Below are 13,375 nucleotides of genomic sequence, written 5' to 3'. Positions count from 1 at the left end.
CCTCCGCCCCCCGCTTCTTTTTAGCCCCGGCCACCGCGCAACGCCGGCCGCGCATGCGCTCCCTGCGGATACAAGAATAAATACGACTTTCGCGAAATAGGGCTAAAGATTGATTTAGGACTGCCGTAATCCTTGCAACGGAGAGATTCCTAGACAAGAAGTCGACGAACTTTCCCGTTAACACCAGTGGGCGGCCTTGCTGCCCAGTTTGAAGAAGCCTTTCTCTCTTGGGAGCCTCACATGGCAGTCATCAATACCAATTACCTGTCGCTGGTTGCGCAGAACAACCTGAACAAGTCGCAATCGACCCTGGGCAGCGCCATTGAGCGCCTGTCGTCGGGCCTGCGCATCAACAGCGCCAAGGACGACGCCGCTGGCCAAGCCATCGCCAACCGCTTCACCGCCAACGTTAACGGTCTGACGCAAGCCGCCCGTAACGCCAACGACGGTATCTCGATCGCTCAAACGACCGAAGGCGCGTTGAACGAAGTCAACAACAACCTGCAACGTATCCGTCAACTGTCGGTTCAAGCCACCAACGGCACGAACTCGCAGACCGACCTGGATTCGATCCAGGCTGAAATCAGCCAGCGCCTGGGTGAAATCACCCGCGTGTCGGAACAGACCCAATTCAACGGCGTCAAGGTTCTGGCCAAGGACAACACGCTGACGATCCAAGTCGGCGCCAACGACAACGAAACGATCACCATCAATCTGGAAAAGATTGATGCCAAGTCGCTGGGTCTGGACAAGCTGAGCCTGAACGGCCCGCAAGGCACCGTTGCCGCTGCCGCCAACTCGGACGTCGAATCGTTCATGAGCGTGTCGTCCGGCAGCATCACCGCCGGCGCTTCGGCCGCCGTCACCATCACCAACGGCAAGGACCTGGGCTCGACCGCTCCGACGTCCGGTTCGCTGGTCAAGGACAGCAAGGGCAACCTGTTCGTCGAAGTCACGGCAACCGCCGGCGCGACGAAGCCGGGCGTTACTACCGGCCAGAAGATGTATGTGTCGGTCAAGGCTTCGGACCTGTCCGTCGCTGGCGGCACCGTGACCGTCAACAGCAAGGACGCTTCGGCTTCGACGTTCGCTGCCACGACCAACCCGCTGGCTGGCGTCGACAAGGCCCTGTCGCAAGTCGACAGCCTGCGTAGCGACCTGGGCGCGATCCAGAACCGCTTCGAATCGACTGTTGCCAACCTGAACAACACGATCAACAACCTGTCCGCCGCTCGTTCGCGCATCGAAGATGCCGACTACGCTACGGAAGTGTCGAACATGACCAAGGCTCAGATCCTGCAACAGGCTGGTACCTCGGTTCTGGCGCAAGCCAACCAAGTGCCGCAAACGGTTCTGTCGCTGCTGCGTTAATTCCAGCGGACAAGCCTTCGGTCGGGATTTTGGGGTTGCAGTTCGACACCGATCCCGCTCCGAAACAGAAAAGCCAGCCTTCGGGCTGGCTTTTTTTATGGCCGGCCACGCCGCGAAAACGGTGCTCCGCCAATCTGTGATTCAAATGAGTACAGGCGCAGCACGCGCATGAAAAAGGGGCGGATTTCCATCCGCCCCCGCATGCATCCTGCTACGCCCAGATTTTTCGTCGGGCGCAGCGCGTGACTTAGGCAACCAAGCCCGTGGACCGAACCACCGCAGCCACGGCAGCAGGGTTGTCGTTGATCAGGTCATGGCCACCCGCGATGCGTTCCACGCGCAGCCCCAACGTCGCCAGACGCACCAGGTCGTCCTCATCCAGACAACACGGCACTGGTGGCATATCGCGGGGCGGCTGCATCGGCACATTGCCGGTCAGCACCGTCACCGGTTGTGCGACGCCCTGCAGCAACGGCCAATAATCACGCTCCACGGCTGCCGTGGGCGTTACCCCGTAGATATCCAACGCAAAACTGCGCAGATAGCGGTCATCCGGGCGGTTGGCCAGTGCCCCGCGCAAAAACGCCTGATTGTGCCAGAGCTTTGCGGCCGAGAATGGCGTGTCCAGCAGCACCACCTGCTTGCATAGCGGCGTACGGCTGGCGATTTCCAGCGCGACGCTGCCGCCGAACGATACGCCCAGTATGCCGAATCCTGCCGGAGCGGCCGCCAACAACGCCGGCAACAGCTCGTCCGTGAATCCCTTGACCGACATTTCCTGCGGCGCGGTACTGGCGCCGCAACCGGGCAAGTCGACAAACAGCAGGTTCGCGTCGGACAGGTGGGATTCAAAGCCCTGCACGGTGGCGATGCTGCCCAGCGAGCCATGTAGCACGACCCATGTCGGGCGGCCTTCACGCCAGCCTGCGGCGCGGCGCATCCGAATCAGCCCCGATTGCCCCGGCACCATCTCGAATGGCGCGCCGACCGGCGCACGCAACCGCGCGAGCCATTCCTCATGCCCCTGTTCCAACGCATCCAGCGCCTCGGGCGTGCCGCGCATGATGTCGCGCGCATGACGTTCGATCAGATCCTTTGGCCAATCCCACCAGCGCACACGCATCAAGCGGGCGGACACGACCTCGTCGAACCGACGCCGGCGGAACTGCGCGGGATTGCCCGTCCAGATTTCGTAGTTGCCCACATCGCGCGACACGACGGACCCTGCACCGATCACCGCGCCCGTGCCAATCGTGACCCCCGACATGATTTTCGCGCCTGCGCCGATCCACACGTCGTGACCGATCGTCACGTTGCCGCGCGTTGCGGAATAGTCCGTGATGTCCTGCGTGGACGCGAACAAGGTGCCGAAATGCGGCGCCGAGAAGGGATAGATCGTGTAGGTGTCTTGACGGTGATACGACCCCAGGATGATCTCGACCTGATGGCCGATAGTGCAGAAATTGCCGATTGTCAGCCGGGCAGGTTCGTGGGGCTGATTATGGGGAAAAACCGAGGGCACCCCATACGAGTAATCGCCGATGCTGTAAATATCGGGGTCGGTCAGGGCCAACGCCGTGAATACCAGGTTACGCACGCCATGCTGCATCGCCAGATTCAGATGCTTGACGCCCTGGTGATCCGGGCGGATCGACGCGATCTGCCTGCATATATGGGCCGCGTCCGCCTGGCGGTTTTCCTGCCACGCACGCGCAGCCACGCCAAACGCGTCGTCCACGCTCATCGTCTGCCCACCCGCGGGCTTAGGCGCACTTTTCTTGTTCGATTTCACCGATCCTGCTCCGATAGATATTTAATATGCATCCGGGGTGCGGTGACGAATCACTGCCGCCGGGTTTCCGGCGATGACGGCATACGCCGGCCACTCGCCGCGCAACACCGTGCCAGCGGCGACCACGCAACCGCGCCGCAATATGCAGCCGTCCAGCAGCACGCAATTGGCGCCGATCCAGCAGTCTTCTTCGATCAGGATCCCGCCCTTGCTTGGCATGAAGCGCTGTTCGATGATGGTCAGGTCGCTGCGGCGGTATTCGTGGTTCGTGGGTGCCAAGGTCGTGTTGGCGGCGATCAGCGTGCCGCGCCCGATGCTCACGCCATGGCCCGAATAGATCACCACGCCCGAATTCAGATAGACCTGGTCGCCGATGTGCACGTCGCCATCGCCGCCCGCAAATTTGACCTTCACGAAGCTATCGATCGTCGCATGGTCGCCCACCGTAACGTGATTGCCCCGCACAGATCGTTCGATGTCCGCCAAGGGGGAAATCTTGGCCAGCACGGATAGCCGGTTCATGTTTGAAGCTCCCTCAGATGCGCCAGCGTTCCAAAGAGAAACGCAGCCATCGCCGTGCGCGCGTCCGCGCTTTCTGCTGCCTCATGCCGCGACGCAAATTGGTATTCAGGCGCGGCGGGTTCCACCGCCGTGCCGAATACGACGGGCACTTCCCGGCCCAACGACGCGCTGGCGCACGACGCGGCCAGATGCGCCAAATCCCGAATCCGCCATTCGGCGCCGGCAACGTGAAGCACGCCCGCACCTGGCTCGGCCAGGCGGCTTGCCAGCACGCGCGCGAAATGCTGCGCGCTCAGGTAGTTGCGCAACGCCGTGCCCTGCCCGTGCAGGGCGATTCGGCCATGTTCAACCGCCTGGCGACAAAAGTCGAAAGGCGCGAGCGTCCAGCGGTCAAAGCCCGCCCAATGCGCGGGTAAACCAAATAAGTTGGCCGGACGCAGGATATCCACCGACATCCCCTGCGTCTGTGCCGCCAGCGTGTACAGCTGTTCGGCTTGCCAATGCGTCAGCCCATAATCGTTGAGCGGAGCAACCGCCGAAGCCTCATCCAGATGCCCTTCGGGCCGGCCAAACACATGAAACGTGGACACGTAGGCATGCCGCGAAATGCCCGCCCGTCCGCAGGCGTCGAGTAGCGCGCGCGTGCCGGCGACATTGACCACGTAGGCCAAGGACGGGGTCGCGCGGCAGGCGACCTCGTGCATCGCCGCCGCATGCACGCACGCGTGCAGGCCTTGCGGCAGCTTCAAGGCAGCCACCCCGGCAGGGTCGGACAAATCCAGTTTTATATCGTTCGCGGGCGCGCGGCCTGCGGTCAGCACCTCCATGCCGTGCGCGCGTAGCTCATCGGCGATCACGCCGCCCGCGTATCCGCTGGCCCCCGTGACAAGCACACGCACCGTCATTGCGGCTCCGTATACGCGAACGGACTGTTGAAATCCTTCAACGGCGGCAGAGCCGCATCGCGCGGCGACATCAACGGTTCGCCGATGCCGGCCTCGCCCGCCCACCAGTCGATGCCAGTCGTCGCGGGATGCACCCCGCAATCGCGCTCGGCATCGTGCACGGAGCTCGTGTAGTACAGCAACGCGGTATGGTCGCGGTGCGCGGCGAACCCGTGAGCCACGCCGCGTGGCACATACACGGCTTGCGGTGTGTCGCCATCGAGCAGCAATGACAACGACTGCATGAAGGTGGGCGATCCGCGCCGCAGGTCCAGGAGACCGTCTCGAACGCGGCCCGTCAGGCATGTAACCAGCTTGGCGTGGTCCGACGGCGGCGCCTGAAAGTGCATGCCGCGCAGCACGCCGCGGTGCGACACGGATACATACGATTCGGCATAGGCCGCCTCCAACCCCAATCCTGCCAGCGTCGGCGCATGCAATAGCTTGCGGAACTCCCCGCGCGCATCCGGAAAGCGCGGCAGGCTGAACAAATAGCAGCCCGGGATCTCCAACGCTTGGGCAAGCATGTCAGATCCCGACGCCGAAGAACAACTCGATCCGGCTGGCGGCGTAGTCCAGCATCTCCGGGGTCAGCGCGGGTTGCACGCCAATCCAGAACGTGTTTTGCATGATGATCTCGGTGTTGGTCAGCTCACCCGACACGCGGTAGTGCTGGTCGACCATCGATGGCTGACGCGTCAGGTTGCCGGCAAACAGCAAGCGCGTGCCGATCTTGTCCTGATCCAGGTACGTCAGCAAGTCCACGCGCCGCACCTCGGCTTCGGGCCGAAGCGTAATGGGGAATCCGAACCAGGACGGGTCGGACCCCGGCGTGGCTTCGGGCAGGATCAGAAATTCCTCGCAGGAAGCCAGCCGTTCCTTCAGAAAGCGGAAATTGGCCTTGCGCTGCGCCACGAATTCCTCCACCCGATCCATCTGCGCCAAGCCGCAAGCGGCCTGCATGTCGGTGATTTTCAGGTTGTATCCGATGTGCGAATACGTGTACTTGTGGTCATAGCCCTCTGGCAAGCTGCCCAGCTTTTGACAGAAGCGCTTGCCGCAGGTGTTGTCCTTGCCCGGGCCGCAGTAGCAATCGCGGCCCCAATCGCGGAACGACTCGGCGATCAGTTTCAAATGCGGGTCGTTCATGAAGACCGCCCCGCCCTCGCCCATCGTAATGTGGTGCGCCGGGTAGAAGCTGAGCGTGCCGATGTCGCCGAAGGTGCCGACCATGCGGCCGTTATAGGTGGAACCCAACGCGTCGCAACAGTCTTCGACCAGCCACAAGTTGTACTTTTTGCACAAGGCCGTGACCACGTCCAGGTTGTACGGGTTGCCTAGCGTGTGCGCCAGCATGATGGCCTTGGTGCGGGGCGTGATCGCGGCCTCCAGCAAGCTGGCGTCCACGTTATAGGTGCCCAGCTCCACGTCCACGAACACCGGCACCGCGCCGAATTGCAGGATCGGGTTGACCGTCGTGGGGAACCCGGCGGCCACGCCGATCACTTCGTCGCCGCGGCGAATCGCGCGGTCGCCCAGCTTGGGCGAGGTCAACGTCGAAAACGCCACCAGGTTGGCCGACGACCCCGAATTAACGGTGATCAGGTGCTTGACGCCCAGATACTGGGCCAGGCGCTGTTCGAACGCGTCGTTGAAACGCCCGGTGGTCAGCCAGCCGTCCAGCGAGGCCTCGACCATGGCTTTGAGTTCGGCGGCGCCGATCAGTTTGCCGGATGGCGGCACGACGCTCTTGCCCGGCGCAAACGCCGCGCGCTCGCGCTCCTGGGCCTCGTGGTACTGGTCCACCAACTGGGCGATCTGCGCCCGGATTTCATTAGGATTCATGCTTGTTCTCAACAATCAGTGTTTTTGCCCCGGGACGACGCCTTGTCTCGGCGCCCGCCCCGTTCAGGGCATGCCGTAAGCGTCGATCTGCGCATCGCACAATGCGCGTGCGTCGCGGCTCTCATGATGGGCGCGGTACCAGCGCATGGTTTCACCGACGGACCGTTCCAGGTCCCAGCGAGACTGCACGCCCAGCACCGAACGGGTGCGCGATGTGTCCAGCGCCAGCAGGCCCGCCTCGTGCGGACCGTTGCCGGCCGTGCCATAAGCCACTTCGCCCAGGCCATAGGCAGCGCGAGCCAGTTCGACCACGTCCCGCACCGTTGCCGCCTCATGCGGTGGCGGTCCAAAATTGTAGGGGCCGGCCAGTTCGGGCCGATCCCACAACGCCTGGGCCAGGCGGAGATAGCCGGCCAGCGGCTCCAGCACATGCTGCCACGGCCGGATAGATCCGGGATTGCGGATTTCCAGCGTGCCCCCGGCCTGCCACGCCCGCACCGCGTCGGGCAGCAGCCGGTCTTCCGACCAATCGCCCCCGCCAATAACATTGCCGGCACGCGCCGTCGCGACCGCCACGCCTTGCTGCCGCAGGAATGCATCGCGGTAGCTGGCCGCAACCAGTTCCGCCGCCGCCTTGCTGGCGCTGTAGGGGTCATGCCCGCCCAGCGCATCGCTTTCGCGGTACGGGTACGTCCATTCCTCGTTGCGGTAGACCTTGTCGGTCGTGATGCACAGCGCCACCCGTGCCTCGGGCAGCCCGCGCAGCGCGTCCAGCACGTGCGCGGTTCCCATCACGTTGGTGTCGAAGGTCTGCAGCGGTTCACGGTAGCTGGCGCGCACCAGCGGCTGCGCCGCCAGGTGCAATACGATCTCGGGCCGGGCCTGCCGGATCACCGCCGACAGCGCTGGCGCATCGCGGATGTCCAGGATGTGGCTGTCCGTGACGCTGGCGATGCGCGCTGCGTCAAACAGGCTGGGCCGGCCTTCTGGCGGCGCCAACGACACAGCGGTAACCTCGGCGCCCAGGCGGCGCAGCCATAGCGCCAGCCAACCGCCCTTGAACCCCGTATGTCCCGTCAGGAAGACACGTTTGCCGCGCCAGAAGCTCTCGGAATCGGCACTCACCAAACCCTCCAGGGCGCCTTGTTCGTTTCCCACAGCGATTCCAACATGCGCTTTTCGCGCAACGTATCCATCGGCTGCCAAAAGCCCATATGGCGGAACGCCATCAGATCGCCCTTGCGGGCCAGGGTTTCCAGCGGCTCCATTTCCCAGGAGATATGATCGCCTTCAATCAGGGGCAGCACCTCGGGCGACAACACGAAGAAGCCACCGTTGATCAGGCCGCCGTCGCCGCGCGGCTTCTCGGTGAAGCCCGCCACCAGGTCATCTTCCATCTTCAGCGCACCGTAGCGCCCGGGGGGTTGCACCGCGGTTACGGTCGCGGCGCGGCCGTGCTTGCGATGGAAGGCGATCAACGCGGAAATGTCCACGTCCGCCACGCCGTCGCCGTAGGTGAAGCAGAACGCCTCTTCATCCTTGACGTAATCGGCAACCCGTTTCAGTCGGCCGCCGGTCATCGTGTCGTCGCCCGTGTCCACCAGCGTGACGCGCCACGGTTCGGCGTGACGCTGATGCACTTCCATCTGGTTGTTCGCCATGTCGAACGTCACGTCCGACATATGCAGGAAGTAGTTGGCGAAATACTCCTTGATGACGTAGCCCTTGTAGCCGCAGCAGATTACGAAGTCATTGACGCCGTGCGCGGAGTACATCTTCATGATGTGCCACAGGATCGGCTTGCCGCCGATCTCCACCATGGGCTTGGGCTTGACATGCGTTTCTTCGGAAATGCGCGTGCCCAGGCCACCCGCAAGAATGATTGCCTTCATGCTTGTTTCTCACACCAATTTTTGAACATGGCGCGAAAGGCCGTCTCGACCTTGCGCGCATAAGCGGGTTCGTCCATCAGGCTGCTTGCGCGCATCTCGTTGCGCAGGCCGGCGCGGATGCGCGCCAGCGCCGGAATGTCGCTGGCCAACGCGACCACCTTGTCGACGTACTCGGCTTCGGTATGGGCGGTCCATTCACTGCGGCCCAGGCCCGTCAGCGTCGAAGCGCCAATGCGGCCCACGCCTGGACGGCCCGCCAGGGTCACGAACGGCAGCCCCATATACAGGCTTTCGAACAAGGTCGTGCCCGAGTTATGGGGGAAGCAGTCGAGCGTGATGTCGCACTCGCGCAGCAAGTCCCAGGGAGGCGAATGGAAGCCGATTTCAAGGCGGCTGGCCGGAATGCCGTGCACCGCGAAGCGCGTCTCCAGGTCTTCACGCAAGCCGGTCGACACGTAACTGCGGCTGTCCACCACGAGTTTTGCCGTCGGTACGCGATTAAGGATGTCTGCCCATACCCGCAGGACGTGCTCGTTGAACCGGATCGCGCGGGACAGCGTGACAAATCGGACATAGCCATTGGCGATCGCCGGCAAGGGGCTGACCTCGCCCATTTCGGCCTTCGGCCGATACGCGAAATTGCTCCCATCCAGCCGCCATGGCGCCTCGGCAAACAAATGCTCCGAACTCGGCGGCGCCATGTCGGAATCGATCAGGATGTGGTCGATCGCCTTCAGGCCGGTCGTGCATCCGAAGCCCAGCCACGTGACCTGAACGGGAGCAGGCTTGCGAATGAACACACCCAGGCGGTTATTGGCGGTGTGGCCAGCCAGATCCACCAGGATATCGATCTTGTCGGCGCGGATGCGGCGGGCAAGGACGTCGTCGGACATGCCATTGGTACGGGTCCATCCTTGCGCGTAGCCCTTGAAGCGCTCGGTGACCTCGTCCTCTACTTCCAGGTGGGCATACACATGAACCTCGAACTGCGCGGCATCGTGATTCGCCATCAACGGCTCAAGAAACAGCGTCACCGGATGCACCCTGATGTCGGGCGAGACGTAGCCGATCCGCAGGCGCCGCCCCGGGCTCCTTTCGTTGCGATGCGGTAGCCAATGCTTGCGCATCGGTTCGCCATAGAAGGCGTCGAACTCCTGGTAAACCGCGTATATCTGCTCGGCAGTACGATCGGGGAAGTAATTCAACCCGAAGAATCTGCTGCCCCAGACCTGTGGATTGTCCGGGGTGCGGCGCAACACCTCTTTGTATTGCTTGTCCGACCCTTCAAAGTCCCCAATGTCCGCCAGCACGACGCCATAGTTTCCTATCGAATCCAACTGGGTCGGGTCAAGTTCCAGGGCGCGCTGATAGTGGAAAATGGACTCGTAGTAGCGCGACGCCTTGTGATAGCAACTGCCCAGCACATTGTGCGCCGAGCCGTAGTTCCGTTGCATGGATATGGCTTGCAAGCAAGCGGTCTCTGCCTCGTTCAGCAACTGCATCGAGATCAGCAGCAACGACAGCAGCACATAGCGGTGCGCCGTGCCGGCATCCAGTTTGAACGCTTGCAGCAACGACGCAGCCGCCTCCTTCAGCTCGCCACGGTCGCGCTGAATCGAACTCAGCGCATCCCAGGCGGCATCGCAACGGGGCGCGTGCTTGATCAAACGGCGGACGCGCGCTTCGGCATCGGCATTGGCCTTGCCCAGATACGCCAGCGTCCGCAGCTCCACGGCCTCTTTCTGCTGTTCGGGCGTGACGCCACGAAGCTTGCGGACCGTCGCCGGCTGCGTCAGCAGCCATCGCGACAAGGCCTGCACATAAAGCGCCCACGAGTGACGCTCGCCTTTGCTGGCCTCCAGGCCCTCTTGCAGGAAATCCCGCCAGCGGGTGGCGCCAACGCGCAACGAGGCGGATCGCCTGAGCGCGCGCAATTGCTGCGCCAACGAGATTTTCTCGGCGTCGGCGGCCGGCCTTTCGATATTTAATTCCGCCAGCGGCGCCGACGCGGTTTCATTCTGAATGAGCGTGTCTATCACCGATAAAGCCTGCCCCGCGGCCAGCCGCTCCAGCACGACGGGTTCCAACGGTTCATCGACAGGCTCATGCCACCAATTGAAAAGAGGCACTGCCAGCCCGTCTTTGCGCGCCGCCACGGCGGACAATAACTGAGGAACGACCTGCAGCACGCCTTCGGCAACCGTGTCGTAGGGCGTGACGTCCACCGCGAAGCGCACGAGCCCACGGCGCAATAGATACAGGAGCGCGGCCTGGGTTACATCCTGGGCGGTCTTGCCTTCCGGCACCTGCTGGCCGTCTTGAACGTACTCGACCAGGCGCGCTGCTGTGAGGGATTCGGGCCAGGCGCACCCCAATGCATCCACGACGCGCTGCACGATCACGTCATCCGTCGAGAAAACCTGCCCTGGCGTCGTTTCAAAGTAGACATTCTTCACATCGCGCAGACCCAGGGCGCAACGCCGGAAACGGCCCGCCCACCGCAGATCCATCAACCGCGGCAGAGCGACCTGCGGCAACACCTGCTCGGCTCGCTCTTGGTGCACCAGAATCGTACGACGGTGCTGGCGTCCGACGGAAAAGTCCAGATTCTGTTGCCGCAACACCCGCTGCTTGCCCAAGCCCAACAGACCGTGCGCCAGCGAAACGTTGGACCCGTAGGAATCGGCCATTTCAATCTGGGGCTCGGCATCGCCCGCGCAGATCATCGCAAAGCCGGAAACCAGCTCGGAGAACTCCACAAAATAATAGGGCTGACGCGCAATCCCGAACAAACCGGCATCCAGATCGGCCTTGCTCCGCTCCGCGGCCTGACTAAGCGCGCCCGCCATGGGATTGCCGGCGGCGATCCCGTTGGTGAACAAGGTCAGCGCTGTCCGCGCGGCCTCTCGCTGCCCCTCCGGCGTCTCGGCGCCATGGCTGTACAGCATCATGGCATCGCGCACGGCCTCGAACGCGCGGCCGCCCGGATAAGTATCGTAATTGACGTAGGCAATGCCCTCGAAAGCCAGGTTCAAACGGCAGATGCGAAGGATCTCGGCGGCTTGGTCCCGGTCCAGCAGACTGAAGACGTCGTGCGCGATGATGTAGTCGAATTCGCCCAGTTCCGGGGTCACCGCCGCGTAGTCGGCCGCGATGAATTCAGCGTTCGCCAACCCGAGGATCTCCGCATGCTGGCGAGCGACCTCAATCTGGGTAGAATCGGGGTCGATCCCCAATATTTTGGCGCGCGGATAGGCTGCAGCGAACGGGAAGGCATTGGCCCCCGCCCGGCACCCCAGCAGCAGTACACGCGCCTCGTCCAGCGGCACGCTGGTCAAGCCATAAAGATGTGCCGTGGCGCGCAGGTGGCCCGGCGAACTCAGGAAGTTGATGGCGTGATCGGCCAAAGCGGGAGAAGCCGCGACGTCGCGGCCTCCATCGGGTAGGGACTCAGGCGCGTTCAAAAGAAACTCCGCATCGGGCATGTACCAGTGGCAAGTGTGGGCCAGAATATCAGCGCCGATGCCAGCGGAATCGGGCGAAAAGCGCCGGTTTTTACCGGCTCTTACACCCTATTCACGCAGGCGGGAATCCAGGGGACCATCGAAGACAATTTTGAAGCCGGCTTTTTGCCGCCTTATCGGATTTTTGCGTGACGCATGATCCCGGCATAATTGCGGCCGCAGCTTTGTATCTATTTTTTTCGCCACATGACCGCCACGCCCCCCGATCCACTCGCTACGCAGCACGACGGCACCCCGGATCCAGACTCTCAGGTGCCGGTGGATCCGCAGACAGCCCGTCTGCGCGAAGAAAATCGCGCGTTGCGCGAATTGCTGGCTGCCCAGGTGCAGGCCTCGCTTCCCGCTTCCCGATCCGGCTGCCTGCGCCGGCTGGGCTGGTGGCTGATCTCTGCCCCGGGTGCGGCGCTGGTGGGCTGGCGTGCCCTGCTGGGCCGCGACGATGCTTCCCCGATCACCGGACGTCGCGTGGGGTCGGCCACCTTGACCGTGATCTACACCTTGGCCATCTATGGCGCGCTGGTGCTGTTGGTGGTGTCCTGGAATGCGCCGAACAATGGCATCACCGGCGCCACCTCGGCCAGCCCGGTCCGGGTGCCGCTTCTGCCCCTGCCGCCGCTAGCGCCAGAAGGGGGGGCCTCCACCGAGAGGACCGACGCAAAGCCCCCGTCCGAACCGGTGATGGCTCCTGCTCCAGCGTCTGATCCCGCCGGGGACTCCCGTGCCGCAGGGGCGGTGGAACCGAAGCCCGAGCGCGAATCCGAATCCACGGCTGCGCCGCATACGCCCGCGGCGGACGTCGCGCCAGCCGCCCCTTCCGACACGGCGTCCCCGCGTGTGCTGGCGACCGCGGACGCCCCGCCCGCCAGCGCGCCGCAGTCCACGCTGCGCATCACGGAAATCCCTGCGCAGAACCCTACGGCCTGGATCGATGCGCTGCAGGGCGAACTGGATCGGTGTGCCCAGTTGGGATTCTTCGAACGTCCGGATTGCGCATGGGCGGCACGCAAGCAATTCTGCGAACCGAACCATGGTTGGGGCACGATCAAGGAATGTCCCGCACAGCCCTAGCCTCGGCGCGCAGCCGAAACCCTGACGCCTCGGCTGCCGTCCGAAGACGCCGCCTGTCACGGGATGGCCACGCAAACCTGTGACAATCCTTTGCGTCCCACCAGAAACCTGCGCAATAATGCGTAAACCCTGGGCCTGGCCCGGCCCCCTTCCCGATTAGGACACCGCGACCTTGGACTCCGTCAACAACACCGTCAACACCGCCCTCGCCCTGAAAGACGCGAACGTCGTGCAGGAAGTGCAGGCCCGGCTATTGAAGAAGGTCCTGAATTCGCAAGCCGACACCATCGCGACGCTGATGCAGTCCGTGGCGCCGATGGCCATCGACAGCACGCTGGGTTCGAGCATCAACACGCAAGCCTGAGCCAGGGCAGCGCCGCTCCCGGCGCATCCAAAAAAAAGCGCCGGCCCCTCGAC

11 protein-coding genes are annotated in these 13,375 nt (G+C 63.4%); 3 read left to right on the top strand and 8 right to left on the bottom strand.

Annotated elements, in window-relative coordinates; genetic code table 11:
• The first annotated feature begins 240 nt into the window (after positions 1-240).
• On the top strand, positions 241-1,371 hold the full coding sequence (locus ACE039_RS03255; protein ID WP_448709230.1) for a FliC/FljB family flagellin: 1,131 nt from the start codon (positions 241-243) through the stop codon (positions 1,369-1,371).
• Positions 1,372-1,618: 247 nt separating this feature from the next.
• On the opposite strand, the gene ACE039_RS03250 is transcribed toward ACE039_RS03255, so the two are convergent.
• The 8 genes from ACE039_RS03250 to ACE039_RS03215 form a co-directional block, all read right to left on the bottom strand.
• On the bottom strand, positions 1,619-3,115 hold the full coding sequence (locus ACE039_RS03250; protein ID WP_485821677.1) for an alpha/beta fold hydrolase: 1,497 nt from the start codon (positions 3,113-3,115) through the stop codon (positions 1,619-1,621).
• Between the two features lie 69 nt (positions 3,116-3,184).
• Positions 3,185-3,685 (bottom strand): acyltransferase, encoded by a 501-nt coding sequence (locus ACE039_RS03245; RefSeq protein WP_448709232.1) that lies wholly within the window; start codon positions 3,683-3,685, stop codon positions 3,185-3,187.
• Entirely contained in the window at positions 3,682-4,590 is a 909-nt protein-coding gene (locus ACE039_RS03240) for an NAD-dependent epimerase/dehydratase family protein (protein ID WP_485821676.1), read from the bottom strand. The genes ACE039_RS03245 and ACE039_RS03240 overlap by 4 nt, the downstream gene beginning before the upstream one ends.
• On the bottom strand, positions 4,587-5,156 hold the full coding sequence (locus tag ACE039_RS03235; protein ID WP_485821675.1) for a dTDP-4-dehydrorhamnose 3,5-epimerase family protein: 570 nt from the start codon (positions 5,154-5,156) through the stop codon (positions 4,587-4,589). The genes ACE039_RS03240 and ACE039_RS03235 overlap by 4 nt, the downstream gene beginning before the upstream one ends.
• 1 nt (position 5,157) lies before the next feature.
• Positions 5,158-6,474 (bottom strand): lipopolysaccharide biosynthesis protein RfbH, encoded by a 1,317-nt coding sequence (gene rfbH, locus ACE039_RS03230; protein ID WP_485821674.1) that lies wholly within the window; start codon positions 6,472-6,474, stop codon positions 5,158-5,160.
• A 63-nt stretch (positions 6,475-6,537) separates the two neighbouring features.
• Positions 6,538-7,599, bottom strand: coding sequence for a CDP-glucose 4,6-dehydratase (gene rfbG / locus ACE039_RS03225; RefSeq protein WP_310027544.1), 1,062 nt, complete (start codon positions 7,597-7,599; stop codon positions 6,538-6,540).
• Positions 7,596-8,366, bottom strand: coding sequence for a glucose-1-phosphate cytidylyltransferase (gene rfbF, locus ACE039_RS03220; protein ID WP_105559848.1), 771 nt, complete (start codon positions 8,364-8,366; stop codon positions 7,596-7,598). Before rfbF ends, rfbG begins: the two co-directional genes overlap by 4 nt.
• On the bottom strand, positions 8,363-11,830 hold the full coding sequence (locus tag ACE039_RS03215; protein WP_485821673.1) for an O-linked N-acetylglucosamine transferase family protein: 3,468 nt from the start codon (positions 11,828-11,830) through the stop codon (positions 8,363-8,365). The genes rfbF and ACE039_RS03215 overlap by 4 nt, the downstream gene beginning before the upstream one ends.
• Positions 11,831-12,076: 246 nt before the next feature.
• Between ACE039_RS03215 and ACE039_RS03210 the strand changes: the two genes are divergently transcribed.
• A complete protein-coding gene (locus tag ACE039_RS03210; RefSeq protein ID WP_485821672.1) occupies positions 12,077-12,958 on the top strand; it encodes a hypothetical protein in 882 nt (293 codons plus the stop codon).
• A gap of 172 nt (positions 12,959-13,130) precedes the next feature.
• Positions 13,131-13,322 (top strand): putative motility protein, encoded by a 192-nt coding sequence (locus ACE039_RS03205; RefSeq protein ID WP_485821671.1) that lies wholly within the window; start codon positions 13,131-13,133, stop codon positions 13,320-13,322.
• The last annotated feature ends 53 nt before the right edge of the window (positions 13,323-13,375 follow it).

The organism is Achromobacter maghribensis (genome assembly GCF_057334215.1).
This window is presented reverse-complemented; position numbering and strand designations above follow the sequence as displayed.